We start from the raw sequence: 26131 nt of genomic DNA on the forward strand, positions 1-26131 counted from the left end.
TTACCTATTACCTCATAAATCGTTGGATATAGCATTCCTAAATCATTAGTAAGGGACAAGATCCCCGACTTATTAGAGGATACCGCTGGCGAATAGGGGGTCTTACCCCCTAAGACGGCTGGGAGTATGTCAAATACAGGAATTACGCAAAACATAACGATGCGTAGCGGTAATTCATGAATTACCACTACGCAAGAATAAGGTTTTTGGTAACATCTCGCCTAAGTCCTGATATAGTTAAAGCTCCTTAGTCTAATTAGACATAAGGAGCCTTGATTTTTATTCACCGCAACGCCGTTTTACCTAAGTTTTTGACCTGGAGAAAACCAGGTGGGTACCATGTTTTTCGTTTAAAGTTTCCGGGTACAAGCCCGGTCTACTGCCACGAAAAATACTTGGTTCCCTTACTTTTACAAGTCATAGATCACAAAACTTGTTGGCAGTCACCAACGTCGCAGTGCTATGAATTGATTATAGCTTTTAAAAATAATTTTGTGTATGCCCAATGAGATTTTTTTGCCGATTTAATTGGCGTACCAAATATTTTCTATAGTGCGGGCGATCGCCATCGCTTCATCTGGATTTTGATCATTTAACAAAACGGTGACATGCCCTAACTTTCGTCCTGGACGAGATTCTGTTTTACCATACCAATGGACGTAACTTTGGGGAATTTGTTTTATTTTTTGACGTTTAGTAATATAGTCATTTGTTGATATTTTGTAGCCCAACAAATTTATCATAATAGCACATGGACAAGTTAAATTAGGATTGCCTAAAGGCAAACCAGAAACAGCCCTTAATTGCTGCTCAAACTGGGAAGTTTCACAGGCATCAAGAGAAAAATGTCCAGAATTATGAGTGCGGGGTGCTATCTCGTTTACTAACACTTTGTCATCAGCACTAAGAAATAATTCAATTCCAAAAACTCCCACTGCTTTGAGGCTATTGAGGAGTGTATGGGAAATATTCTCAATCTCTTTTTGGAGATGTAATGGAATCTCAGCTGGTGCAATCACTCGCCGACATACTTGTTCTTCTTGTTGGGTTTCTACAATCGGGTAAATTATTACTTTACCATCCACAGAACGTGCTGCAATTACTGCTAATTCTCGTTCAAAAGGAATAAATTCTTCTAATAAAAAAGCTAGATTATTTGCAGATTCTAATTTTTGCTGAAGAGTTTGGAAATCTTTAATAATAAAAGTACCCTGACCATCATAACCGTGACGGCGGGCTTTCAAAACTATCGGAAACTTTAATTTACTTTGGAGTACAAAATTATAAAGATTTTCGTTTTCTATTCTTAACTCTTGACTCTCAATCGCTAACTGTTTATTTTCTGTTAGTGCGTCTTCTTTCCAAATACCTTTGATATCAAAGAATTGAGGAACAGGTAAACCTAAATCGCGTAAATAACAGCGTTGGTGATATTTGTCTAGAAGGGGAGCTAATGCTTCTAGGGAGGGACGAAAACGAACACCTTGGTCTGCTAAGAGTGATAAAGCTTCGATATCAACAAATTCGTTTTCAAAAGTAATGATATCGCATTTAGTAGCTAAGATTTTTGTGGCTGCGGCATCGTTTACTGGGGCAAAAATAGTGTCATGAGCGATCGCAACAGCAGGATCGTTAGGGTTGGGGGTTTGTATGACCAATTCTACACCTAACTTCTTTGCTGCACCGCCCATCATCCAGGCAAGTTGTCCGCCACCAATTACACCAATACGCACTATCCTACCCCAAACAATTACGAAGGTTGACACCCCTGTCTTAGCATCATAGCGTGATAATTCAGTTATCAGTAATCAGTAAAGCTAAGATCCCTGACAACTTTCCCGGATACAGCTAGCGAATGGAGGGTCTGACCCCTCAAGAGAAATAAAAAAATCAGGGCAATCTTAGAAAATCCAAGAATTACCCTGAGATATAAGAGTTATGGGTTAACAATTAAGAGTTAATTATTTTTCTCTTAACTCCTCAACGATTACGCAAACGCTGCTGTTTTCACATCGTTGTTCGCCAAAAGTTCTTGCAACTCTTCGGCGTCTACAGTTTCTTTCTCAACTAACATTTCTGCAAGTTGATCGAGAATATGGCGGTTATCTGTCAATACTTGCTTAGCGCGCGCATAAGCTGAATCTACTAATTGATGAACTTCTTCATCAATCGCAGCAGCAGTTTCTTCAGAGAAATCACGTTCTGACATGATATCGCGACCCAAGAACATATTGCCTTGCTGGCGACCAAGGGCAACTGGGCCGAGTTTATCGCTCATACCGAAGCGAGTTACCATTTGACGAGCAACACGTGCTACTTGTTGCAAGTCGTTAGAAGCACCGGTTGTAACTTCTTCTTCACCAAAGATTAATTCTTCAGCAATCCGACCACCTAATGCCACTGCCATCTGATTTTCCAGATAGGAACGGCTGTACAAACCGCTATCCATACGGTCTTCGCTGGGGGTAAACCAAGTTAAACCACCAGCACGACCACGGGGAATGATGCTAATTTTTTGCACAGGGTCATAGTCTGGCATCAGCGCACCAACTAAAGCGTGGCCAGCTTCGTGGTATGCCACAAGTTGCTTGCGCTTTTCGCTCATTACCCGGTCTTTCTTTTCTGGCCCTGCCAAAACACGATCGATCGCATCGTTAATTTCATCCATTGAAATTTCGGTCAGGTTGCGACGTGCTGCCAGAATCGCGGCTTCGTTAAGCAGGTTAGATAGATCCGCACCTGTAAACCCAGGAGTCCGACGGGCAATTTTATCTAAGTCCACATCTTTTGCTAGAGTCTTGCCACGGGCGTGAACTTTGAGAATTTCCACACGTCCAGAGTAGTCTGGGCGGTCTACAACTACTTGACGGTCGAAGCGACCGGGACGCAATAAGGCTGCATCCAAAACGTCGGGACGGTTAGTAGCAGCAATAATAATGATGCCGGTGTTACCTTCAAAACCGTCCATTTCTGTGAGTAACTGGTTGAGGGTTTGTTCCCGTTCATCGTTGCCGCCGCCTAAACCTGCACCACGTTGACGACCAACAGCGTCAATTTCATCGATGAAGACGATGCAAGGCGCATTGGCCTTAGCTTGCTCGAATAAGTCACGGACGCGGGACGCACCCACACCCACAAACATTTCTACAAACTCAGAACCAGAGATGGAGAAGAAAGGGACACCTGCTTCACCCGCTACAGCACGAGCCAATAAGGTTTTACCAGTTCCTGGAGGGCCTACTAGCAACACACCTTTAGGAATTTTGGCTCCAACAGCAGTAAAGCGATCAGCGTTTTTCAAAAAGTCTACGACTTCGTTTAATTCCAGCTTGGCTTGGTCAATACCAGCAACATCCCCGAAGGTAACTTGGGTTTGTGGCTCCATTTGCACTCTGGCTTTGGATTTACCAAAGTTCATAGCTTGGCTACCAGGGCCATTTTGGGCACGGCGCAACAAGAAGAACAAGCCAACCAGAAGTAATACAGGGAAGAATAAACTGCTGAGAGCCTTAAACCAGAATCCTTCGTCGGTTTGAGGTAAAACAATAATATCAACGTTTTGTTCGTTAAGTTCGTTAATGAGGTTAGGGTCATTAACCAAAGTCACCAATTTCTTCTTGGAATCGAATTTGGGAGTGACTACAGCTGTAGACCGATCCGCACTAATACTGACTTTTTCTACCTTGCCAGCTCGGACTTCTTGAATAAATTGACTGTATCGCCATGTCTCTCTGCTTTGGGGTTGCTTGTCAAAAAATGCTGTCCCAAGAGCAATGACAACAATAAAAAGCAGTGCGTACAGCCCCGCATTTCTCCACCGTTTATTATTCACTGAGGTCAATCCTCCTAAATTTTTCGTGCGAGGGCATTTCTAAGAATTATGTTAACTTATCTTAAGGTATACCAAATTCCACACCTACAATGCTAGTACATAAGGGCAGGAGGCAGGGGCAGTGCCAATTATTTCACCACTAGCCATGAAAAAACCTCACCCGGCTACGCCACCCCTCTTTGAACCCGCGGAGAGGGGGAGGGGGTGAGGTTACTTTCAAGGCAGAAGGTAGAAAGTTTAATGTGTTTCTCTCAGCCATTGTGTATCTTGAAGAATTTCCGTATTTGTTGAAAACAAGGATGGTAGGGATTATATTGTAGCGATCCTGAAGGCTGAATAACGGTGTGGATCGGAACAATTTCAACCACACTGTTGCAATAGGCGATCGCTTGCAATTTTTTGACTAGTTCTGGTGTCCAGGGTTCCTCTCGCACTACCTGCTGCTGTTGTTGCAACCAGTTGATGAGTTGCGATCGCATTATTCCCGGTAAAATTCCCACCAATAGGGGAGGTGTCCACCAGCAACCATCCCACCACCCGAAAAGATTACCACCTGTTGTTTCTAGCCAATTGCCCAGAGTGTCTACTAATATTGCTTCTTGAGCATTTAATTTCTGGGCATCATTTCTGGCTAACCAAGCACTGAGATAATTTCCAGTTTTGTGATTGGGTAAACTGCGATTGTATTTCAATGGCGCCAGGATAGCTGAAACGCCATGATTTTGTTTTTCTGGTAAATCTTTTGGTAATTCCCTACCAGTAATCCATTCTCGCCCATCGGGAAATACAGATATTCTGAGGACGGGGAAATGCGCCCTCATTAATTCTGCACCTTGACGTAATTGCCCGAAATCTGGTAAAGACCAATCGAAAACTTGCAAGCTAAATTTCAAGCGATCGCAGTGAGCTTGCCAGTTGGTTAATTTCTGATCTAACGAGTGATTATATACGCGCAAAGTTGTAAAAACCGTCGCTCCATAAATCAAGCCTGGATCGTCAATCGGTAACTCCATAGTTTGGGAATAAATTAATTGGCCGTCGTACCAGTAGAGGGACATGGGGGAGGTGGGGAACTCGGGGCCCCCACTCCCCCCAAGGGAGTGGGGATTAGGGGCAATGGGGACACGGGAGACAAGGGGGACAAGGGGGAGTAGTAAACCACTAACCAATGTAGAGACGTGCCATGACACGTCTGGTAACTACTAACAACCCTTCGGGTTCGCCAGTCCCCCATCGTGACGGAGACCGCCTTTTTGGGGGGCTGGTCTCACCAACAACCAACAAACAACAAATGACAATTGACCAATGACAATTGACTCAATCTTGCTGAGGTAACTTAATCCTGATGGAACCGTCAGGATTTTTAATAACTGTTCCTCCTAAAGCTTCAATAGCATTAATTGCTCTTTGGCGAGTTTTTTCGTCAACCTGATTATTTAATACCATCATCCACGTCGCAATTTGAGCATATTTACTATCAGGATTACGTTTTAAAAATTCAGCTGTTTTTTGGGAAAATTCCGCTACCTGTTTACTTTCTTCATCGGTATGATTACTAGCCCAGTTTGCGGCTTCTTGAAAAGATTGTTTAGCACTGAGAGAATCTCCCAAAAATAATAATTCATCAATGCCTTTATAACGCCACACATAGTAAGATTTGTAAGGAACCCAAGGGGAAAGAGACTTTAAGCCATTTTCCATTAATGCTATAGAACGCTCTGGCATAGCAGCATACATAGAAGTACTGGTAGAAAGACCCAAGTAAGCTTCTAAAAATCGCGGATCTCGTTGCAAGATGACTTCAAAATATTCTGGGCTAAGACTATAACCTGTTTTCGCGCGAACTTCATCATCACCAAAGTATTGTAAAAAATCTAGATATACCCAGTTGGCTATTAAGTTATTGTAGCCAAAACTTGGCATATGTTTGAGCAAATTCAGTCGAAGTTTTTCTTTGTTTATTTCTCTTTCTAAAGATTCTAATGGAGTTGTTTTATGAGTTGAGATTAGTTGCTGCATATGTGGAAATTGCAACAAACTCACTCCAAAAATACACAGAGAAGCTGTAAAAAATGCACCTATAGTTTGACGAGAGAAAACTAACATTACTACTTAATTAGCAAATAAGCATCAGACCATAGATATATAGTTCCCCTATTTTCTGAGAAAGTAACAGTGTTCACTGTCATGAAAATAGGAATCGGGGAACTCACCGGCCCCCACGACCGTAGGGAGTGGGGATTAGGGGCAACGGGGATTAACTTAGCAGCAAACCCATGACCCATCTGTATTAATCGCCTTGGACGATGTTCGTTTTTGAAATTTAAGCTCATCCCCTCTTCATGTCTGAGGGATTTTGCGATAATAGGTAATAGGTAAGATAGCACCTACCATATTTTGTATATTTAGAATTTATATTTATTAATTATTTAAATATTTGAGATAAATAAATTATATTAATATACACTTTGGTAGATATTTTCTGTATTAGAGTTAAGCTAAATTTTGTTAACAATGTTAATTGATTCGATTTTCATTCTTTTAGTAATCTAAATACTCCTATTGTGTTATTACTTTGGATACTAACAAAGTAATTTCGCTCGATTCGGCTTTGAAGTTGAGTATTGTTTCCAGCCCTGTCAAGTGGGTAATTATAACTTTTGAAACCAGTAGCAAGGTTCTAGATAGATGCTAAAAAACAGCGAACTGAATATCAATCAGGGCTGTAATCTGAAGTGGAAACTAGGAGACCGACAAAGAAAGTTTTCCACGATAAAAGTCCTGCTAGTTCTAGCGGCAGGAGAGCAGCTATAATCCGAAAAATTAATATTTTCATTGCCAATAAAATCGGCATTGATACCATGTTGCTTTCAAAGGCAATAGGTAAGTAATGCATCTGTCTTGAGGAACAGATGTCTTTTTCCTATGGTTTTTATTTGAATGCAATTAGGTATTGAATCAAGTTTTATGGTCTATCTATATCTGTGTGGATGTGATTAGAGAATCGATAAAGATAGCTTGTAAACTTTCATATCTCAATGTTGATTAATATCCGAAACATATCAGTAAAAGAGAGTAATTTGACTGCTGATATGTTGTTGTAAATTGCTTTTGACCTGAAGTGAAAAAGTAATCAACTTCAACATGGATATTGATTCAGATTTACTCAAAACATTCAGCATAAAGGACAAAAACGATGGGTATACCACAGGCAAGTTTTGCAGCTACTGAAACAGCATTTCATGTGACTGGCTACGAAAAAATAGAGTTTAGCCTAGTTTACGTCAATGGTATATTTAACATCCAGAACACAGAAATTGCTGATAGCTATCAGAAGTTTGGACGCTGTTTAGCTGTAGTAGATGCCAACGTCTATCGTCTCTATGGAGAACAAATTAAGTCATATTTTCGTTATTACGACATAGACTTAACTGTGTTTCCAATCACGATCATCGAACCAGCGAAAACGATCGCAACTTTTGAGCAAATAGTTGATGCTTTTGCTGATTTTGGCTTAATTCGCAAAGAACCTGTTTTAGTAGTTGGTGGTGGTTTAGTTACAGATGTAGTGGGTTTTGCTTGTGCTGCTTATCGTCGCAGTACAAACTATATTCGCATTCCCACGACTTTGATTGGTTTGATAGATGCTGGTATTGCCATTAAAGTAGCAGTCAATCATAAAAAGCTGAAAAATCGCCTTGGTGCTTACCATGCACCGCAGAAAGTCATTCTAGATTTTTCCTTCCTCAAGACACTACCAACTGCCCAAGTCCGCAATGGGATGGCAGAATTAGTGAAAATTGCCGTGGTGGCGAATGCAGAGGTATTTGACTTGCTGTATGAGTATGGAGAAGACTTGCTGCATACACACTTTGGCTATCTCAACGGTACACCAGAACTGCAAGAAATTGCTCATAAAGTTAACTACGAAGCTATCAAAACCATGCTGGAGTTAGAAACTCCAAACTTGCATGAATTAGACCTCGATCGCGTTATTGCCTATGGACATACCTGGAGTCCAACTCTAGAATTAGCCCCACGCATTCCCCTGTATCATGGTCATGCTGTCAATATTGATATGGCACTATCAGCAACAATTGCCGAACGACGTGGCTATATTACATTGACACAACGCGATCGCATCCTTGAGTTGATGAGTCGTCTAGGTTTAGCCCTTGATCATCCCCTTCTAGATAGCGATTTGTTATGGCGTGCTACCCAATCCATCACCCTCACAAGAGACGGTAAACAACGGGCCGCGATGCCTAGACCAATTGGTGAGTGTTTCTTTGTCAACGACCTCACCCGGGAAGAATTGAATCAAGCTTTGATTGCCCATAAAGATTTATGTGCAAGATATCCTCGGGGTGGAGATGGCATTGATGCCTATATCAGTACAGAAAAATCTAAGATGGTAGGAGTGTAAAACCGTGACTAGCATTGTTGAAAAGAACACGGCAAGACCCGTCACTCCCCACGGTATCTTGGTCGAACAGTTGCAAAAAACCCTCGCTTTGGCAGAATCAGAAAATACTCCTGAACAGGTTGTAACTGCATTGCGACAGGCATATCAATTAGCAGCAGGTTTAGATCCTTACATAAGTGACTATACTACTCCTGAATCTGAGGCCTTAGCAGCACTAGTTGAGAAAACCAGCAGCGAAGACTGGACACGACGCTTTAGTGATGGTGAAACAGTGCGTCAACTAGAACAGGAAATGCTTTCTGGACACGTCGAGGGACAGACATTAAAGATGTTTGTTCACATGACCAAGGCGAAAAATGTTTTAGAAGTGGGAATGTTCACAGGCTATTCTGCCTTAGCGATGGCAGAGGCATTACCTAATGATGGACGAGTAGTAGCCTGTGAAGTAGACCCTTATGTCGCTAGCTTTGCTCAAAATTGCTTCCAGAACTCACCCCACGGTCATAAAATTACTGTGGAAGTAGCACCAGCCTTAGAAACCCTGCAAAAACTTGCAGCAGCAGGTGAATCATTTGATTTAATATTCATCGATGCTGACAAGAAAGAATATGTGCAGTATTTCCAGATCATCTTGGATCACAACTTACTTGCATCTGACGGCATCATCTGTGTAGACAACACCCTAATGCAAGGACAGGTTTACTTACCACCAGAACAACGTACAGCGAATGGGGAAGCGATCACTTTCTTCAACCGTGTTGTTGCTGACGATTCTCGTGTGGAACAGGTGCTACTGCCTTTGCGAGATGGCTTGACTATCATTAGGCGACTATAGCTTTCAGTTGGGAAAAGGTGAAAGATAACAGCCCTACCCTAAGTTAAGGCGTAGCCTTAGCGCAGGGTAAAGGAAGATAAAATCCTTTCGCCTTTTCCCCTTTTCTCCTCACTTGTAATCCTGTATCATGGCGCAATTACAAAGCATTCAGGCGAGTATTTTTGCAGTGTTGCAAAACTTGGGTACTCTTGCATTACTGATGATTGCATTTCCTTTCAACTGCATCGTTGTCTTGCTATCGTTGCTATTGAATTTTCTGAGTCGACCGTTTCCCAAGCCAGTGATTTTAACTAAGAATCCCAGAAATATTATGATCGCTGGCGCTAGGATGACCAAAACTCTTCAGTTAGCGCGTTCATTTCACGCCGCCGGACATCGGGTTATTTTAGTTGATACCGAAAAATTCTGGTTAAGTGGTAATCAATTTTCTCACGCTGTTGCTGGGTTCTACACCGTCCCCGATCCGCACAAAGACTTAGAAGGCTATACTCAAGCCCTACGTGCGATCGCCAAAAAAGAAAACATCGACTTTTTTATCCCAGTAGCTATTTTCGCGGTCATCTATTATGACTCGATGTCTCAACACCCGTTATTTGATTGTTGTGAAGTCTTCCACTTCAATGCTGATGTCACCAAGATGCTGGATGACAAGTTTGCCTTTGCCGAAAAAGCGCGTTCACTCTCGTTATCAGTTCCCAAATCCTTCAAAATTACTGCCCCTGAACAAATTCTTAACTTCGACTTCTCCAACGAGAAGCGCAAATACATTCTCAAAAGCATCCCCTACGATGCAGTGCGCCGCTTAAATATGACTCTTTTACCCTGCGACACTCCCGAACAGACAGCAGCATTTGTCAAGAGTCTGCCAATCAGTGAGGAGAAGCCCTGGATTATGCAGGAATTCATTCCCGGAAAAGAATACTGTACTCACAGTACTGTGCGAGATGGAAAGCAGACAATATACTGCTGCTGTGAGTCCTCCGCCTTTCAAGTCAACTACGAAAATGTAGATAAGCCTGAAATCCTGCAATGGGTGAATCATTTTGTCAAAGAACTGGGACTTACCGGACAGATTTCCTTTGACTTTATCCAAGCTGTCGACGGAACTGTTTATGTGATCGAGTGCAATCCCCGTACTCACTCTGCCATTACTATGTTTTACAACCATCCAGGGGTAGCGGATGCTTATCTTAGTAAACAGCCTCTGGCTGAGCCTTTGCAACCTCTGAGTGATAGTAAGCCAACTTATTGGTTATACCACGAAGTTTGGAGACTGAATGAGATTAGATCGTTAAAACAACTGCAAACTTGGATCAAAAATATTTTGCGAGGGAAAGATGCAATTTTTACTGTTAATGACCCACTGCCATTTTTGATGGTACACCACTGGCAAATTCCGTTACTCCTTCTAGATAATCTACGCAGACTCAAAGGTTGGATCAGAATAGACTTTAATATCGGTGAACTTATAGAGTGAGGAGATGAAAAAACCATATTACGCCCAGTCAAAATAAAATGTTAAAAATCGAACACAGATGCACACAGATAAACACAGATAATTCATCGGTGTGCATCTGTGTTTATCGGTGTTCGTAAAACAACACATTTTCTGTCATATTTTGCATATTCTGTAAAATGTAAAAACCCGGTTTCTAACTTCTAAAAAACTGGGTTTCTTCATGCATGATTAACCTAAACCAATGATTGAAGTCGATCATTTAAGTAAAATATACGGTTCAACCCAAGCAATTACTGATGTGACTTTTAGCGTTGAACCAGGAGAAATCCTGGGGTTTCTAGGGCCGAATGGTGCTGGCAAAACTACGACGATGCGGATTTTAGCCGGTTATTTACCCGCAACCAGTGGGACGGCGAGAATTGCTGGCTTTGATGTTCATGAACAGTCTTTGCAAGTGCGACAAAGGATTGGTTATTTACCAGAGACACCGCCGTTATATCCAGAAATGACAGTGGAAGGATTTTTGTATTTTGTGGCGCGGATTAAGGGAGTGTCAGCAGGCGATCGCACTACCAAAGTGAAAGCTGCAATTGAACGCTGCAACTTGCAAGACAAACGTCACGTCATTATTCGCAAACTTTCTAAAGGATATAGACAGCGTGTAGGCATCGCCCAAGCAATAGTTCACGACCCACCAGCTATTATTCTGGACGAACCTACCGTCGGACTCGACCCTCGACAAATTATTGAGGTGCGAAATTTAATTAAAAGTTTGGCTGGAACTCACACTATTATTCTTTCTACCCACATTTTGCCAGAAGTGAGTATGACCTGTAGCCGCGTCGCCATCATCAATCGCGGAAAAGTTGTAGCAACTAACACACCAGAACAATTGCTAACCCAGTTGACAGGTGGCTCTGGCTATGAATTAGAAATAGGGGGCGAAGCAAATTTAGCTAAACAAGTATTGCTCAATTTGCCGGGTGTGAGTCAGGTAGAATCAATTCCTTTAGCAGCGATGCATGGTTACTCCCCTAAAGACAATCGTGCTTACCTACGAGTGATATCCCAACCAGGTGTAGAACCAGGCAAAGATATTGCCGCAGCCTTATTGCATACAGGATTTGATTTGTATGAAATGCGCCGTGTCAGCGCCACCCTGGAAGATGTATTCTTACAACTGACTACAGAAGAAAAGAACATGCAAACTGAGGCAGACTCAGCAGTCAATGAGGAGGAAGCGGCCTAGATGGGTGTAGTACTGAGTAATATTATTGCCATTTATCGCCGAGAATTACAGAGTTATTTTGTCTCGCCTTTAGCTTATGCGATCGCTGGCGTTTTTTGGTTTTTAGCCGGGTTATTTTTTATCTTGATTTTGATGGGCCCAGATGGCATTTTGGCAGCAGTCACGGCATTAGATTTACAAGGACAACAATTCGGAGTGCCAGTACCACCGATAGATGTACCTTATGAATTTGTGCGGGCATTTTTAGACCGGATGGGATGGCTGTTATTGTTTGTGCTGCCAATACTTTCGATGGGACTTTATGCCGAGGAACGCAAACGTGGTACTTTAGAACTCTTAGCGACATCGCCAGTCACAAACTGGGCTGTAGCTGTTGGTAAATTATTAGGCGTGCTAACATTTTTTATCACGATGGTAGTGCCGATGCTGGCACTGGAAGCGATCGCGTTGAGTGCGTCAACTCCACCCATGCCTCCCACAATTCCTTTATTGGGACATTTGGCATTAATCTTATTGGCAGCAGCAATTTTATCTTTAGGAATGTTTATTTCTTCCTTGACAGACAGCACTATTTTAGCCGCTGTCCTCACTTTTGCTGTCATTTTATTACTGCTATTTGTAGATTTAATTGCTAAAAATATCAGCGGCCCCATCGGGCAAGCTTTGGGTTATTTGTCACTGCTAAAACACTACAACAATCTCATTCAAGGGATTTTTGATATTAGTAGCATCATCTTGTTTGGCAGTTACATTATTTTAGGTATCTTTCTGACTGCACAATCTATTGATGCACTCCGCTTTCAACGACAGTAATTATTTTAGTTATTGGTTAGTAGTTAGTGGTTAGTAGTGACAACTAACAACTAACAACTAACAACTAACAACTAACAACTAACTAATCATGAAAAGTATCCCTACAAAAAAACTTTGGAAATATTTGATTTGGCCAGGGTTATTCCTGGTTGCGGCTGGCTTAACAATCGCTGTAGTTTCCGACAGTTGGGGAACAGTACCCCTAGCATTTATTATTGCTGGAGCAGTAGTTATTAGTATATGGTTAATCTGGCAAAGCCAAGAGAGTAAATGGTGGAGACGTCGTTCGACTCAAGCTGGTACTAATGCCCTAGCTGCAACTTTGGCAGTATTAGTAATTTTAGGGTTAATTAATTTCTTAGCCAGTCGCTATGAAGTGCGCGTAGACTTAACAGAAACTCAGTTGTTTACCCTTGCTCCCGAATCTAAACAACTGGTAAAAAATTTAAAACAGCCAGTTAAAGTTTGGGTATTTGATGTGGCTCAAAATTCCCAAGATCGAGAATTGCTGGAAAATTATCAAAAACAAAATTCCAATTTTAAATATGAGTACGTTGACCCACAAGCTAGACCAGGATTGACAGAAAAATTTGGCGTTAAAGATTACGGAGAAGTTTATCTAGAATCTGGAAATAAACGACAATTAGTGCAAGTCGTCAACGTGAATGATCGCCTTTCCGAAATTAGATTAACTAATAGCCTGCAACAAATTACTAGTACTAGCACAGCTAAAGTTTACTTCCTCCAAGGTCATGGTGAGCGATCGCTTTCAGCTGGTGAAGGTGCAATTTCCCAAGCTGTCCAGGCATTGGGTAACAAAAGCTACACTACTGCACCAATCAATCTAGTGGAGAAATCAACTGTTCCTAGTGATGCTAACGTCGTGGTGGTAGCGGGGCCCAAGCGAGAACTATTTGCTACTGAAGTCAAAGCTTTGCAAAACTATCTGAATCAAGGTGGCAATTTAGTACTGATGATCGATCCAGGTACAGACCCAAAACTTGATAGTTTGCTCAAAGAATGGGGCGTCAAGCTAGATAATCGTTTAGCAGTTGATGTCTCTGGTAACGTCGCCCTTGGCCCTGCTGTTCCCATTGTCACTAATTACGGTGAACATCCCATTACTAAAGACTTCGCTAACGGCATTTCATTTTATCGTTTAGCACGACCAGTTGATACTACTCCAGTCCCTGGTATTGAATCCACAAAATTATTACTCACCAAACCCTATCCCAACACCTGGGCAGAAAGCGACCTCAAAAGCGAAAACTTGGAATTTAACGAAGGAAAAGACCTCAAAGGGCCTCTAACCCTGGGTGTGGCCTTAAAACGCAAACTACCAGCTGCAACTCAAGCTACCCCTAGTCCGACACCAACAACATCACCTACTCCCTCCCCCACTCCTAGCAACCCAACCGCTAACGAATCACGCATGGTAGTGCTAGGGGATTCAGACTTTGCCACAGATGGTTCATTTACACAACAGTTAAATGGAGACGTATTTCTCAACTCCGTCAACTGGAGTAGCCAGCAGGACAGCCAACCCCTTTCCATTCGCCCCAAAGAACCAAAAAATCGCCGCATCAACCTCACAGCCTCACAAGCCGGCATTTTGGCTTTATCTTCTCTGTTAGTTTTACCCCTAATTGGATTTGCAGTCGCAGTTATTTTGTGGTGGTTACGTAGATAAATAAATAGTTAGTGGTTAGTGGTTAGTGGGTAGAGACGCGATTAATCGCGTCTGTACAATAGTGGTTATTAACCAATGTAGAGACGTGCTATGGCACGTCTGTACAACTACCAATGACAAATAACAAATGACAAATGACTAAAAAATGAAATTACAGCGAACAACTTTAATTTTGATACTGCTAATGCTGGGTTTAGGTGGTTTTGTTTACTTTCATGAATTTTATTGGAAAACTCAGCAAGAGGAAGTCAAAAACAAAAAGCAGCAAATTTTCTCTTTTGAGGAGGAGGATGTACAGTCTTTAGCAGTAAAGACTAAAAATGCCACTATTATTTTAGAACGCAACAATAATTCTGAACGCCCAAAGTGGCGGATGACATCTCCCCAACAAGTGCCAGCAAATGACGCTATAGTTTCTTATTTAATGGATTTATTGGTTAAAGGTGAAAGCGATCGCACTATATCAACATCTGTTAATCAATTACGAGAATTTGGCTTAACTGCACCTCAAGCAACTATCGACATTAAACTCAAAAATCAACAAAACCACCAGTTGGTTTTGGGTAAATCTGATTTTAATCGTCGTTTTTTATATGCTCAAGCCGATCCAAATTCTCAATCAAATGGTAATGTAGACGTGCTACTAGTATCTACAGATTTTGGAAATGCAGTGAATCGAGAATTATCAGAATGGAAAGAAATTCCAAATAAGAGTGAAAGTACACCGTTGCCAAGTTTGAATTTACCCACTCCGTCAAAGAAATAAAAATTTAAAATTTGAGAGATATTTTGCCTAAGTCCCGTATTTTGAGGTAAACGAACACAGATGCACACCGATACACACCGATAATTTATCCGTGTTCATCTGTGTTCATCGGTGTTCGATTTTTCAAAACTTTATTTTCGCCATAGTTAAAATTACTATGTCAAGTCCAACAGCAACGTTGTTAATTTCTTGTCCCGATCAACAGGGACTTGTAGCTAAGTTCGCCAATTTTATCTACGCTAATGGTGGTAATATTATCCATGCAGACCAACATACAGACTTTGCAGCTGGGTTATTTCTCACACGCCTAGAGTGGCAATTAACAGGATTTAATTTACCGCGGGAGTTTATTGCACCAGCATTTAATGCGATCGCTCAACCATTAAATGCTAAATGGGAACTGCACTTTTCTGATACTGTTCCCCGCATTGCTATTTGGGTTAGTAAGCAAGACCATTGTCTGTTTGATTTAATTTGGCGACATCGTGCGAAAGAATTTACTGCGGAAATTCCCTTGATTATCAGCAATCATCTTCAACTTCAGGAAGTTGCAGAGCAATTTGGGATTGACTATCATCACGTTTCTGTTAATCAAAATAATAAATTAGAACAAGAAGCCAAACAACTAGAATTACTGCATCAGTACAAAATTGATTTGGTTGTACTGGCAAAATATATGCAAATTCTGAGTGCTGATTTTATTGCGAAATTTCCACAAGTTATTAATATTCATCACTCTTTTTTACCAGCTTTTGTAGGTGCAAATCCTTACCACAAAGCTTTTGAACGCGGCGTCAAAATTATTGGTGCAACAGCTCATTATGTGACTTCTGATTTAGATGCAGGGCCAATTATTGAACAAGATGTCGTGCGAGTTAGCCACCGCGATGAAGTTGCAGATTTGATTAGAAAAGGTAAGGATTTAGAAAGAATTGTCTTAGCAAGGGCAGTGCGATCGCATTTACAAAATCGTGTGTTGGTTTATGGCAACCGCACAGTAGTATTTGAGTAAATTATCTATAAAAACGTGATTGTCTACGACATTCAAAATTTAGTTAAAACCTATCCAGATCAAACTCAACCTGCTAATAAAAACATCACTTTGCAAATTTACCAAGGAGAAATTTTTGGTATTCTAGGTGATAACGGAGCTGGTAAAAGTACCCTTGTCCGCCAAATGGTAAACTTACTCACTAGTGATTCTGGAAGTATCACTTTATTCGGAAATAATATAGTTGCAGTTCCCCATTTGGTACAAATGAATGTTGGATATATGCCCCAAGAAAGCGGAGCATTGAATAATCTCACGGTGGGCGAAGCTTTATATTATACTGCTCATTTGCGAGGCATGAGCCGCGTTGATGCTCGTCAGGAATGTAATGCACTACTTGATTTGTGGCAAATTCGCGAACTGCGGCATCAACCAAGTTCTCGTCTTTCTGGTGGACAAAGGCGACTGCTACGCTTAGCAGTGGCGATCGCAGGTTCTCCACCTGTGTTAATTTTAGATGAACCAACCAACGACCTCGATCCCCAGCGTCGCAAACTGGTTTGGGATATTCTGCGCCAGATTAACCAAGAACAAAACACTACGATTATTCTCATTACCCATGATGCGATCGAGGCAGAAAAGGCAATTCAACGAGTAGGTATCATGCGTACTGGGGAATTGGTAGCTGTCGGTCGTCCTAGCGAACTCAAGCAACAAGTAGATAGAATGTTGCGCCTAGAACTTTTCTTTACACCAGAAATACCCCCCAGCTTACCACCTCATCTTAGTCCTATTGCTCTGGAACCTGGTCACTGGCAAGTATTATTGGAATGGAACCAAGTTAATCCCACCCTTAACAGCCTGAATTTAGACATGCTAGATGACTTTCGCCTTTATTCAGCAACTTTAGAAGATTTGTATCTGCACTATGCCAGCAAAGCGTAACTTACCTTCTTTGCCAGTGCAATTACTGGACTTATTTTTAATGGAACTGACTAACTGGCGTTGGTCATGGCGGACTACTGCTCTCACCAGTGCCATTACTCCGATGCTTAGTACTATTGCTCTAGGTAGCTTTGCTCAAGATTCGGGACAGGAAACCTTGGGGTACATTCTCACGGGTAATCTGGTGATGGCCTTGATGTTTGGCAACGAAGATAACATGGCATCTCGATTCGCCTACATGCGATTTGCTGGCACTCTAGAATACTATGCTACTCTACCCATTAGCCGTGTTGCTTTAATCATTGCCTGTGTTCTGGCATTTTTTCTACTTTCACTACCATCACTGTTGGTAAACATTATCTTTGGTGTTTTCTTTTTGAAAATTCCATTAATTGTTCACCCCATGATTCTGCTAGTTATTCCCCTATGTGTCCTACCAATGGCAGGATTAGGGGCCCTCATCGGTGTGAATGCGCGTACACCCGAAGAAAGCGGCTCTTTTAGCTTGCTTTTAACTATGGGGATGCTTTTTATCGGCCCGGTACTCATCCCAGCAAATCGTTTACCAACTTTTCTACTCAGTGTCGGCAAATTAAGTCCTGCTACCTACGCTGCATCTGCTCTCCGCCAAAGTTTACTCTCACCCCTTACAGGACAAATACTGATAGATTTAGCTGCTTTATTGGGTTTTACTTTGTTAACTTTTTGGTTCGTAGGACGCAAGCTCGATTGGCGACAAAGATAACTGATATCATGTTCGCTTGAATACCTATACCGTCGCGTAGGCTGGTAATTGGTATTTATATTGGTTTCGCTAACCCTACCTAAACTTCGTTATAGGTAAGGACTGCGCTCAACATTTTTGTTCAAAATACTTGGTGTCTTAGTGCCTTGGTGGTAAAAATTTTGAACCACTAAGACTTCAAGACACAAAGATTTTTGACGGCTACTTCAGATAAAACAATAATCCAACTCCCGCGATCGCTATGATCACACCTGCGATCGCTCTCCAGGTAACTTTCTCCCCTAGCCATATCCCAATCGGAATCACAAACACTGGACTAGTTTGCAGCAGGGTAGAAGCAACCCCCGCAGCAGTAAATTTTAAAGCTATCTGCTGTAACCAAATTCCTAAGTAAGTTCCGCAAAAAGCTGCAAAAATAATTGCTATTAAGACTCGCGATCGCCTAGCTTCGGCTATACTTATTAAGTTTTCCGATGGGGACTCTAAAAGCCTCTGCAGGTTTTGCCTGTATAGCAGAGATTTTAATACAGTCTTGGCAGACGTAAAAATCAGCAGAATCAGCACACCAGCACTCAACCGCAACAAAGCTGCCCACAAAGGATTCATAACAGATTGGGCGAATGCTGCACGCGAAAACAAAGCCCCCAAAGCATTAGCAACTGCTGCCAACACTCCAAACCCTATTCCCCGCCATAAATTTGTTGTAGCACGAGAAGACAGTCCCCCCTGTCCTCCCTGTCCTCCCTGTCCTCCCTGTCCTCCCTGTCTCCCCTCTCCCCGCCTCCCCCTGTCTTCAGGAGTCCGTTCTGTTACTACCCAAGCAACTCCTAAAATCGTCAGCAGAATCCCGCACCAAGCACTTAGATTTAGCTGTTCTTGGAGAAAAATCATTGCACCAATAGCTGTCATAGGTGGGGCTAAGGTTCCCATCAATAAAGCGCGTCGCGCTCCTAAACTATTTATAGAAGCAAAGAAGACTGTATCACCAAAACCAATACCCACTATACCACTAAGGAGAATCAGACAAAGGGGAATGGGGGCAATGCTAGGAAAGAATTCGCCACTCAGCACCATAGTAAGTAAAAGTAGAGCGATCGCAACTATGCCCTTGAGTAAGTTGAGTTGCAGAGGCGGGATACGCTCACCCAAACGACCATACACCACAGATGCGATCGCCCACAAACAAGCAGCAGACAAAGCTGCTATTTCACCTTGAAAACTCATGAGGAAGGCAAAAGGGAATCTCATAAATATAGGGGAAAGGGGAAGGGGAAGAACTATATTTCATGTCCTCGTTGTGTGATTTATCACATGAGTGTCTGTCTTGAAAATAGGGATCGGGAACTCACCGGCCCCTAGTGGGGATTAGGGGCAGAGGTTTTCATCAAGAGCGTTGTGGGTAATTGTCCCAGGTGGGGTCAGCATAGCCAGAGTCAAATTCTTCATTATTTAAATTATTGCCACCATAAGTCATAGCATGTTTTTTTTGACTACTTGTATTTAAGTAATCTATTAATTTTATACACAATATTTTGTGGAACAAAAGTGAATTTGCGGTCGTCTATAAATTCAGAATATTATTTATAACTATCGCTCTTGAATTAATCAGAGCAAATAACATCATCAATATGAATACATTTAGATTATTTAATATTGCATCGATTTTAGCTTTGACAGTAAGCTTGCTACCCACAAATGCTAAATCTGTTATGGCAGAAAGCGTCACGATCAATCCTGATTTTCAACCAGATCCAATGGTTCTAAATGGCAAGTCTGGTGGAGCAAAATCTAGTGATTGCGGTAAAATCGCTGCTACACCAAATCAAGTGATTGAAGTTACAAAGCCATTGCCTTATTTAAAATTAGCAGTCACAAGTAATGGCAAACCAACTTTGTTGATTGAAGGGCCAGGGGGCCGTTTTTGCGTATTACCAGACAATTACTCTGGAGACAAACCAGAAATTTCTGGTTTCTGGCAAGCAGGCAAATACTTGTTGTATGTAGGGGAATTAGTTGATGGGGAGCATACATATACCCTTTCAATTTCTAAACAGAAAAATTAGTAATGGTCAATTGTCATTGGTTATTTGTTGATAGTTAGTAGTTGATTGTTGGTTGTTAGTGGTTGTACCAGACGTGCCATGGCACGTCTGTACAGTGGTTAGTGGTTAGTTGTCAATCGTCAATTGTCATTTGTCATTGGGCATTTGTTAATATTTATTCTCCTCACACTTCCCACACTCCCAGACGCTTCAAACAGCGCGTCTCTACATTACTCCCCACACTCCCCATCACCTCTTGGGTGTGAGATCACCAAATTTAATTAACAGTGCGATCGCAATACTTACAGCCAAAATTAACACCATACTCAACGCTGAACCAAATCCCCAATTTTGGGTAGCGCCAAGGAACTGGTTATAAACTAATCTTGCTGCTGTGCTACTAGAAGCACCACCAAGTAATTCTGGGTTGATAAAATCTCCTAAAGCAGTAATGAATACTAAGAAAGAAGCTGCTGCTATACCGGTGAGAGTTTGAGGTACGGTGACTTGCCAGAAAGCTTGTACAGGATTTGCACCCAAGTCAGCAGCTGCTTCTAAAAAACGTTTGTCTAATTTTTCTAGGGATGCGTATAAAATCAACACCATATAGGGCAGCAAACTATAACTCATACCAATTAATACAGCAGGACTGCGGTTAAGCAAATCTAAAGCTGGCAAGCCTACACTATCTAAGACTGTGTTCAGTAAACCTGTGGGACGTAAAATTGCAATCCAAGCATAGGTGCGGAGTAAAGAGGAAGTCCACAACGGCAAAACAAAAGCGATTAAGAGCAAATTTCGCCAGCGCTTTGGCGCTATTTGTGCGATCCAATAAGCGACAGGAAAGCCCAAGATTAAACATATAACTGTAGTGCCAACTGCAAAAGATAGCGATCGCCTAATTACTCGCAGATACAGTGGATCGAAAAGCCGAATATAGTTATCAAAACCACTAGGAATGACTAAATCTCCTGGTCGAATTCCAGGTACTAAACTTAGTTCTAAAATTAACAGAGTTGGCAAAACTAGCAGCAGCAGCAACCAAATTCCGGCAGGTGCAAGTAATGCGAATGGTTCTAACCAGGTTAACTTTGGACGCCATTTAGGAACTGTGGGAATTCCGCCTGTAGGATTGATTTGAGAAGAAGGAATTTGAGTAGACACAGCGATGAATTATGAATTATGAATTATGAGTTATGAGTTATGAATTTATCCACTTGTTAATTCAGTCCAATAGCGCTCATATACTTGTTCAATTTCTCCTAAAGGTGTGATGCGTTCACATTTCTCTAGTATCGAATCTGGAGGAAATACATTAGGATTATTTTTTATTTTATTCGGTAATAACTCAAAAGCCGCGCGACTTGATGTCGTTACCCAAAGACGTTGGCTAATTTGCGCTGCTACTTCTGGTTGAAAGATAAAATTGATCCAAGCATAAGCTCCATCAATATTTGCGGCTGTTGTGGGAATTACTATTGTATCTGTCCAGAGTGAAGAACCACTTTTGGGAACTACATATTTAAATTTAGGATTTTCTTGAGTGATTTTCACTGCATCTGAAGAATAACACATTGATAATAATAAATCTCCTGCCAAAATTTGATTGCGCCAAGCATCTGTGTCAAAGGCTGCGATCGCACCTTTGAGAGCTAGTAATTTTTCGTAAGCTTGTTTGACTTCGGTTTCATTTTTAGAATTATAGGAATAGCCCAGCATTTTCAACACTGCTCCCATCACTTCTCTTACGTCATTTAACAAAGTGATTTTCTTGTTGAGTTGCTGTTGATTTTGCCAAAGATATTCCCAGTCTTCAGGCGGATTTTTGAGAATTTCGGAATTGTAAATTAAACCTGTTGTTCCCCAATTAAATGGAATACTATAGCGGTTATTGGGGTCATAACTAGGATTTTGAAAGCGTGGGAATAAATTATCTAAAGCAGTTAAACGTTGATGATTTAGTTCGAGTAATAAACCCTTCTCTACCATTTTTTGTACCATATAATCAGAAGGGTAAATTACACTATAAGTTCCGCCACCTCCAGCTTGTAACTTATTAAGCATGACTTCGTTAGAATCATACACATCTGTAAATACTTTGATACCAGTTTCAGCATTGAAAGTTTTAAATAATTCTTGATCTACATACTGTGTCCAAGTATAGATATCCAATTGATCGCGGGAACCTTTATTATTAGCAGTAGCCCGCACCTCAGCTAGTCTCCAACCACAACTAGTTAGAGATAAACTAGAAAGTAATACTATGTTTTTTAATAATAGTCGTCTGTTAGTCATTGTTTAATAGTCCATTGTCAATGGTCAATGGTCAAATGTTAGTGATTATTCTTCGGAAGTATTACCAATTGATTTTAAGTATGAGTTCAATTTAGGTGCTAGCTCATTGATTAAGAGCTTAAGTATATTCGACTGTTCCGCTGTTAATAAATTTCGATTATAAGCTCTTCTTCACCAATGTCGAGTTTCATTTAAAGAACCTCTTGCTATTCGGGTACATCGTCGGTTATCTTGATAACTTCCTCTTCCTACACCTTCTGCTATATTCGCACCAATACTATCTGCTGCTCTTACGAGTTGTTTACCTATAGTTTCCTTCGCAAATAAATTCCATTCTTCAACTATTCTCCAAATTTCATCAGCTAATTTTTCTGCTAATTGATAAACTTGTAAATTTTGAAAATACTGACTCGACATTTTTAACAATTGACACTTGACATTTGACTATTGACCAATTACTAAACAATCATTTTCTGTCCACCAAGCATAGATGGGTATATCAGGGTTTGGTAAGCTGCCAAAAGTGTTAGGTTGCATAACGGTGATACACACATCTTTTTTTAATTCAACAACATAGTTAACATGAGTTCCTAAATACATAACGTTCACTAGTCGCCCTTCAAAACAATTAGCTTGGACGCTAGGTTTATAAAGTGAAAGTTGAATTTTTTCTGGACGCACGTTTACTACTACTGCTTGTAATAATTCAGCAGGTGTATCAACAAACCGAGAGACTGTAATTTTTAATCCTGTTTTTGTTACCACTTCTACAGTGGATGTGTTTACTTCTGTAATTTCGCCTGTAAATAAATTTGTATCACCAATAAATTCGGCAACAAATGCTGTCCGGGGATTTTCGTAAATTTCGCTGGGTGTACCAATTTGCTCTATTTTGCCATGATTCATTACGGCAATGCGATCGCTCAAAGATAGGGCTTCTTCTTGATCATGTGTAACCATAATAAAAGTCAAGCCCAGTTCTTTGTGTAAATTTGACAGTTCTACTTGCATTTGTTTACGCAGCTTTAAATCTAAGGCCCCCAACGGTTCATCCAATAGCAACACTGCTGGACGATTGACTAATGCCCGCGCCAGTGCTACACGTTGTTGTTGACCACCAGAAAGTTGACTGGGAAAGCGCGATCGCAAGCCTTCCATTTTCACTAGTTTTAAAGCTTCTTTAACTCTTGTTTCGATTTCAACTTTAGGTAAATTTTTTAACCGTAATCCAAAGGCGATGTTATCCCATACATTTAAGTGGTTAAACAAAGCGTAACTTTGAAATACAGTATTGACTGGTCGGCGATAGGGAGGAACCTGACTCATAGACTGACCCTGGATCAAAATCTTACCAGCATCAGCTCTTTCAAACCCTGCTATTAAACGTAGCGTGGTTGTCTTGCCACAACCAGATGGGCCGAGAATACTAAAGAATTCGCCCTGTCTGACATCCAAGTCTATTCCATGTACTGCTGGCTCTTGGTTAAAAAACTTAAAAACGTTACGTAGTTCAACATCAAGGGACTCAAAAGCCGTTATCTCATCTTGATTTGGCATCACACTATGGCCCATAGTCCTAATTTGGAAAACAAGTAATTTTAGGGATTGGGGAACTCACCGGTCCCTGGTGGGGATTAGGGGTAACAGGGATCGGGGATTGGGTATTGGGAAAAAACAAGGGAGAGATTCTTCCTTATCCTCCTTGTTCCCCGTGTCCCTCTAGTCCCTAGTCTCCAAAAAAATAAATCCACAGACTAAATATTACATCTGGGTTCATTGTATCCGGCAAAAAAGGTTTATAAAAGATACACTTTTTAGATTATTTGCCACTAAATTTCATTAGTGTTTAAGCATCATTCTATACAAGTAATTATAAAATTGGAATTTATTCTATTGTCTTTTATTACAATCATCTATAAGTGGTGCTAGAAAAAACACGTATACAGTTACGACTGTTATATTCTCTGTGCCTGCAAATAGTGTTTTCCGCCTTCAGGCGCATTTCCTAAAAAACCATGAAGAAGCAAAAAACTGGCGCTGATCCTTAAACATGAAACCTTCCACTATCGCTGTGCTGCGTGATGGACTGCGGAAGGTAATTACCGAAGGAACAGCCAGTAAGTATGTTACATCAAAATCACTTCCTCAAACTTAAAGTTCAGGAGATTGAGTTATTTGTCATTTGTCATTTGTCATTCGTTTGTCCAATAACCAAGGACTAATGACTAATGACAACTCAAGTACAGCCTCTGCGTAACATAGCCAGATCCCGAATTAGCGGTAGCCTAGAACTGATATAAGCACGGATGGCTTTACTTTCTTCACTGCTAAGTAGTTTTTGGTTTTCCAGTTGCCTGAGCAACTGTTGGATTAATTCGGCGTCATTCACTTCTAAAAGAATATTGGTCTGAGTGTTTTCAATCAAAGACCAAAGTTGACGTAATGTTGATGCGTTCACAGCACTTACCCCGTTGTGACAGCCTACAGCAAGACTACAATAGCTGACTTTGACAAAAGCCCCGGTTTGTAGCCGGGGTATGTTTGTGTCGGTTATCGTGAACAATCTAAAGAAAATATTAAAATCAAAATCTTAAGAAAATATTAAATATTACATTTTTTAACTAATTTGATGGGAATCTAAATAGTAGTTTACTTTTTGTAATAAAACGGGGTCAGCCCATATAAAGACCTTGAATATAAAATCCAACCCTCAAAGTATTTATGCTTTGGGGTTTTATTTTTAAACTTTTTTGCCTACGAATTGGGCGATCGCACCCAACACTCTACACACCAAAAAACTTACACCCGTTAGGAAGAGATGGTGAACTCGGGGTTTCCCCTCCCTTGGGGGTGTGTGGACGCGCTCAGCGCGGCTTAAGGTAAGGGTGGGGTAGTAGAAGCATTAACTACTAACCACTAAGAACTAACCATGAACCATTTTTCTTATGATATGTTTAAGAATTGTAATGAATACTAGGACTGGCAACTAGGAATTTGAGCAGATTCTTCGCCAATTCCCACTCAGCAGTCCCCGATCCCTTATCATTTTGAATTGGAGGTGGAGATGATTCAGTCTGAGTCCCAATCAGGGATTGAAATTGCTGCTATTAGGCAACTCACAGAATCTACCTCCGTGACTCTGGCTCAAAGTATAAAACAAATTGCGATCGCTACTCCCTTAAGCGCCCAACCAATTCTCACAACCTATGTGCAAAAGGGTAATAGTGGGACGCCGTTGCTATTAATTCACGGCTTCGACAGTTCCGTGCTGGAATATCGCCGTTTGCTGCCATTAGTGGCAGAACAACATCAAACTTGGGCAGTAGATTTATTAGGTTTTGGGTTTACAAATCGCCCGACAGGAATAAAGTTTGGTACAGCAGAAATTAAAACCCATCTTTATCATTTCTGGAAAACTCTAATTGATCAACCGATGATTTTGGTAGGCGCGTCAATGGGGGGTGCGGCGGCGATTGATTTTACACTCACCTATCCAGAAATAGTTAAAAAATTAGTATTAATTGATAGTGCTGGTTTGATAGGTAGTTCGCCATTAGCAAAATATATGTTTCCGCCGTTTGATTATTTAGCGGCTCAATTTTTGCGTCATCCTAGAGTACGTCAAAGTATTAGTCGTGCTGCTTATAAAAATAAAAGCCTAGCGACAATAGATGCTCAGTTGTGTGCTGCTTTGCATTTAGAATGTCCTAATTGGCAACAAGCTTTAATTGCCTTTACTAAAAGTGGTGGTTACACAGCCTTTAGATTTAAAAAGTTGGGAGAAATTCAGCAACCAACACTGATTTTATGGGGTGATTTTGATAGGATTTTAGGTACTAAAGATGCTAAAAGATTTAACAGGGCGATTCCTAACAGTAAGTTAATTTGGATTCAAGATTGTGGACATATTCCTCATTTAGAGCAACCGCAAGTTACAGCACAGCATATTTTGGAATTTAGTGAAAAAGATTGATGTTTGATATGAGGAATTTATTTAAGTTAGCACCCAACCCTGGCGATTAGAAATCACGGCTATAAGTAGG

The 26131-nt window shown here is 41.0% G+C and carries 24 protein-coding genes and 1 other RNA gene; 13 read left to right on the forward strand and 12 right to left on the reverse strand.

Features of this window, described 5'->3' with window-relative positions:
* Window positions 1–279 precede the first annotated feature (279 nt).
* The 4 genes from ssrS to UYI_RS0114620 form a co-directional block, all read right to left on the reverse strand.
* Window positions 280–464: non-coding RNA, 6S RNA (gene ssrS / locus UYI_RS34845), on the reverse strand.
* Window positions 465–524: 60 nt separating this feature from the next.
* Window positions 525–1736 carry a 5-(carboxyamino)imidazole ribonucleotide synthase gene (locus UYI_RS0114610; RefSeq protein WP_026085958.1) on the reverse strand — a complete coding sequence of 404 codons (1212 nt, stop codon included), beginning with the start codon at window positions 1734–1736 and terminating at the stop codon, window positions 525–527.
* Between the two features lie 251 nt (window positions 1737–1987).
* Window positions 1988–3832, reverse strand: coding sequence for an ATP-dependent zinc metalloprotease FtsH3 (gene ftsH3 / locus UYI_RS0114615; protein ID WP_016867387.1), 1845 nt, complete (start codon window positions 3830–3832; stop codon window positions 1988–1990).
* Between the two features lie 251 nt (window positions 3833–4083).
* A complete protein-coding gene (locus tag UYI_RS0114620) occupies window positions 4084–4890 on the reverse strand; it encodes an aminotransferase class IV (RefSeq protein ID WP_016867388.1) in 807 nt (268 codons plus the stop codon).
* A 125-nt stretch (window positions 4891–5015) separates the two neighbouring features.
* On the opposite strand from UYI_RS0114620, the gene UYI_RS39690 reads away from it, so the two are divergent.
* Window positions 5016–5141: a hypothetical protein gene (locus tag UYI_RS39690; protein WP_268742218.1), complete on the forward strand. Its 126-nt coding sequence runs from the start codon at window positions 5016–5018 to the stop codon at window positions 5139–5141.
* Between the two features lie 8 nt (window positions 5142–5149).
* Here UYI_RS39690 and UYI_RS0114625 read toward each other — a convergent pair whose 3' ends face one another.
* Window positions 5150–5938, reverse strand: coding sequence for a hypothetical protein (locus tag UYI_RS0114625; protein WP_016867389.1), 789 nt, complete (start codon window positions 5936–5938; stop codon window positions 5150–5152).
* Between the two features lie 607 nt (window positions 5939–6545).
* Window positions 6546–6728 (reverse strand): hypothetical protein, encoded by a 183-nt coding sequence (locus UYI_RS0114630; protein ID WP_016867390.1) that lies wholly within the window; start codon window positions 6726–6728, stop codon window positions 6546–6548.
* Between the two features lie 300 nt (window positions 6729–7028).
* Here UYI_RS0114630 and UYI_RS0114635 point away from each other — a divergent pair, with 300 nt between their 5' ends.
* The 10 genes from UYI_RS0114635 (at window position 7029) to UYI_RS0114680 (ending at window position 17751) form a co-directional block, all read left to right on the forward strand.
* Window positions 7029–8258 carry a sedoheptulose 7-phosphate cyclase gene (locus UYI_RS0114635; protein WP_016867391.1) on the forward strand — a complete coding sequence of 410 codons (1230 nt, stop codon included), beginning with the start codon at window positions 7029–7031 and terminating at the stop codon, window positions 8256–8258.
* Between the two features lie 4 nt (window positions 8259–8262).
* On the forward strand, window positions 8263–9093 hold the full coding sequence (locus UYI_RS0114640; protein WP_016867392.1) for an O-methyltransferase: 831 nt from the start codon (window positions 8263–8265) through the stop codon (window positions 9091–9093).
* Window positions 9094–9220: 127 nt separating this feature from the next.
* Window positions 9221–10570, forward strand: a complete 1350-nt coding sequence (locus tag UYI_RS0114645) for an ATP-grasp domain-containing protein (RefSeq protein WP_016867393.1) — start codon at window positions 9221–9223, stop codon at window positions 10568–10570.
* Between the two features lie 223 nt (window positions 10571–10793).
* Window positions 10794–11801, forward strand: coding sequence for an ABC transporter ATP-binding protein (locus UYI_RS0114650; protein WP_016867394.1), 1008 nt, complete (start codon window positions 10794–10796; stop codon window positions 11799–11801).
* Window positions 11802–12614 carry an ABC transporter permease gene (locus UYI_RS0114655; protein WP_016867395.1) on the forward strand — a complete coding sequence of 271 codons (813 nt, stop codon included), beginning with the start codon at window positions 11802–11804 and terminating at the stop codon, window positions 12612–12614.
* An 88-nt stretch (window positions 12615–12702) separates the two neighbouring features.
* Window positions 12703–14304 (forward strand): GldG family protein, encoded by a 1602-nt coding sequence (locus UYI_RS0114660; RefSeq protein WP_016867396.1) that lies wholly within the window; start codon window positions 12703–12705, stop codon window positions 14302–14304.
* Window positions 14305–14449: 145 nt separating this feature from the next.
* On the forward strand, window positions 14450–15070 hold the full coding sequence (locus tag UYI_RS0114665; RefSeq protein ID WP_016867397.1) for a DUF4340 domain-containing protein: 621 nt from the start codon (window positions 14450–14452) through the stop codon (window positions 15068–15070).
* A 157-nt stretch (window positions 15071–15227) separates the two neighbouring features.
* Window positions 15228–16082: a formyltetrahydrofolate deformylase gene (gene purU, locus UYI_RS0114670; protein WP_016867398.1), complete on the forward strand. Its 855-nt coding sequence runs from the start codon at window positions 15228–15230 to the stop codon at window positions 16080–16082.
* 15 nt (window positions 16083–16097) lie between these two features.
* Window positions 16098–17006, forward strand: coding sequence for an ABC transporter ATP-binding protein (locus tag UYI_RS0114675; protein ID WP_016867399.1), 909 nt, complete (start codon window positions 16098–16100; stop codon window positions 17004–17006).
* Entirely contained in the window at window positions 16990–17751 is a 762-nt protein-coding gene (locus tag UYI_RS0114680; protein ID WP_016867400.1) for an ABC transporter permease, read from the forward strand. The genes UYI_RS0114675 and UYI_RS0114680 overlap by 17 nt, the downstream gene beginning before the upstream one ends.
* A 201-nt stretch (window positions 17752–17952) precedes the next feature.
* On the opposite strand, the gene UYI_RS0114685 is transcribed toward UYI_RS0114680, so the two are convergent.
* Window positions 17953–18999: a DMT family transporter gene (locus tag UYI_RS0114685; protein WP_026085959.1), complete on the reverse strand. Its 1047-nt coding sequence runs from the start codon at window positions 18997–18999 to the stop codon at window positions 17953–17955.
* 380 nt (window positions 19000–19379) lie between these two features.
* Here UYI_RS0114685 and UYI_RS0114690 point away from each other — a divergent pair, with 380 nt between their 5' ends.
* The gene (locus UYI_RS0114690) at window positions 19380–19814 is read left to right on the forward strand and encodes a hypothetical protein (protein WP_016867402.1); all 435 of its coding nucleotides are present in this window, start codon (window positions 19380–19382) and stop codon (window positions 19812–19814) included.
* A 228-nt stretch (window positions 19815–20042) separates the two neighbouring features.
* Here UYI_RS0114690 and UYI_RS0114695 read toward each other — a convergent pair whose 3' ends face one another.
* The 5 genes from UYI_RS0114695 to UYI_RS0114715 all read right to left on the reverse strand — a co-directional run bounded on the left by UYI_RS0114695 (window position 20043) and on the right by UYI_RS0114715 (window position 24546).
* On the reverse strand, window positions 20043–20957 hold the full coding sequence (locus UYI_RS0114695) for an ABC transporter permease (RefSeq protein ID WP_016867403.1): 915 nt from the start codon (window positions 20955–20957) through the stop codon (window positions 20043–20045).
* 45 nt (window positions 20958–21002) lie between these two features.
* Entirely contained in the window at window positions 21003–22088 is a 1086-nt protein-coding gene (locus tag UYI_RS0114700) for a polyamine ABC transporter substrate-binding protein (RefSeq protein ID WP_026085960.1), read from the reverse strand.
* A 171-nt stretch (window positions 22089–22259) separates the two neighbouring features.
* The gene (locus UYI_RS32635; protein WP_016867405.1) at window positions 22260–22505 is read right to left on the reverse strand and encodes a four helix bundle protein; all 246 of its coding nucleotides are present in this window, start codon (window positions 22503–22505) and stop codon (window positions 22260–22262) included.
* A 27-nt stretch (window positions 22506–22532) separates the two neighbouring features.
* Window positions 22533–23660 carry an ABC transporter ATP-binding protein gene (locus tag UYI_RS0114710; RefSeq protein ID WP_016867406.1) on the reverse strand — a complete coding sequence of 376 codons (1128 nt, stop codon included), beginning with the start codon at window positions 23658–23660 and terminating at the stop codon, window positions 22533–22535.
* Window positions 23661–24324: 664 nt separating this feature from the next.
* Window positions 24325–24546, reverse strand: a complete 222-nt coding sequence (locus tag UYI_RS0114715; RefSeq protein WP_016867407.1) for a hypothetical protein — start codon at window positions 24544–24546, stop codon at window positions 24325–24327.
* Window positions 24547–25152: 606 nt separating this feature from the next.
* Between UYI_RS0114715 and UYI_RS0114720 the strand changes: the two genes are divergently transcribed.
* Window positions 25153–26061 carry an alpha/beta fold hydrolase gene (locus UYI_RS0114720; RefSeq protein WP_016867408.1) on the forward strand — a complete coding sequence of 303 codons (909 nt, stop codon included), beginning with the start codon at window positions 25153–25155 and terminating at the stop codon, window positions 26059–26061.
* Window positions 26062–26131 lie beyond the last annotated feature (70 nt).

This window comes from Fischerella muscicola PCC 7414 (assembly GCF_000317205.1).
In the GTDB taxonomy this organism is placed as follows: domain Bacteria; phylum Cyanobacteriota; class Cyanobacteriia; order Cyanobacteriales; family Nostocaceae; genus Fischerella; species Fischerella muscicola.

Excerpts from the sequence above, each read along its gene's own strand:
- UYI_RS39690 (WP_268742218.1), top strand. The coding sequence starts at position 5,016 with ATGACACGTCTGGTAACTACTAACAACCCTTCGGGTTCGCCAGTCCCC.
- UYI_RS0114690 (WP_016867402.1), top strand. The coding sequence starts at position 19,380 with ATGAATACATTTAGATTATTTAATATTGCATCGATTTTAGCTTTGACA.
- purU (WP_016867398.1), top strand. The coding sequence starts at position 15,228 with ATGTCAAGTCCAACAGCAACGTTGTTAATTTCTTGTCCCGATCAACAG.
- UYI_RS32635 (WP_016867405.1), bottom strand. The coding sequence starts at position 22,505 with ATGTCGAGTCAGTATTTTCAAAATTTACAAGTTTATCAATTAGCAGAA.
- UYI_RS0114665 (WP_016867397.1), top strand. The coding sequence starts at position 14,450 with ATGAAATTACAGCGAACAACTTTAATTTTGATACTGCTAATGCTGGGT.
- UYI_RS0114630 (WP_016867390.1), bottom strand. The coding sequence starts at position 6,728 with ATGCATTACTTACCTATTGCCTTTGAAAGCAACATGGTATCAATGCCG.
- UYI_RS0114655 (WP_016867395.1), top strand. The coding sequence starts at position 11,802 with ATGGGTGTAGTACTGAGTAATATTATTGCCATTTATCGCCGAGAATTA.
- UYI_RS0114635 (WP_016867391.1), top strand. The coding sequence starts at position 7,029 with ATGGGTATACCACAGGCAAGTTTTGCAGCTACTGAAACAGCATTTCAT.
- UYI_RS0114645 (WP_016867393.1), top strand. The coding sequence starts at position 9,221 with ATGGCGCAATTACAAAGCATTCAGGCGAGTATTTTTGCAGTGTTGCAA.
- UYI_RS0114680 (WP_016867400.1), top strand. The coding sequence starts at position 16,990 with ATGCCAGCAAAGCGTAACTTACCTTCTTTGCCAGTGCAATTACTGGAC.
- UYI_RS0114720 (WP_016867408.1), top strand. The coding sequence starts at position 25,153 with ATGATTCAGTCTGAGTCCCAATCAGGGATTGAAATTGCTGCTATTAGG.
- UYI_RS0114650 (WP_016867394.1), top strand. The coding sequence starts at position 10,794 with ATGATTGAAGTCGATCATTTAAGTAAAATATACGGTTCAACCCAAGCA.
- UYI_RS0114625 (WP_016867389.1), bottom strand. The coding sequence starts at position 5,938 with ATGTTAGTTTTCTCTCGTCAAACTATAGGTGCATTTTTTACAGCTTCT.
- UYI_RS0114660 (WP_016867396.1), top strand. The coding sequence starts at position 12,703 with ATGAAAAGTATCCCTACAAAAAAACTTTGGAAATATTTGATTTGGCCA.
- UYI_RS0114685 (WP_026085959.1), bottom strand. The coding sequence starts at position 18,999 with ATGAGATTCCCTTTTGCCTTCCTCATGAGTTTTCAAGGTGAAATAGCA.
- UYI_RS0114620 (WP_016867388.1), bottom strand. The coding sequence starts at position 4,890 with ATGTCCCTCTACTGGTACGACGGCCAATTAATTTATTCCCAAACTATG.
- UYI_RS0114700 (WP_026085960.1), bottom strand. The coding sequence starts at position 22,088 with ATGACTAACAGACGACTATTATTAAAAAACATAGTATTACTTTCTAGT.
- UYI_RS0114710 (WP_016867406.1), bottom strand. The coding sequence starts at position 23,660 with ATGGGCCATAGTGTGATGCCAAATCAAGATGAGATAACGGCTTTTGAG.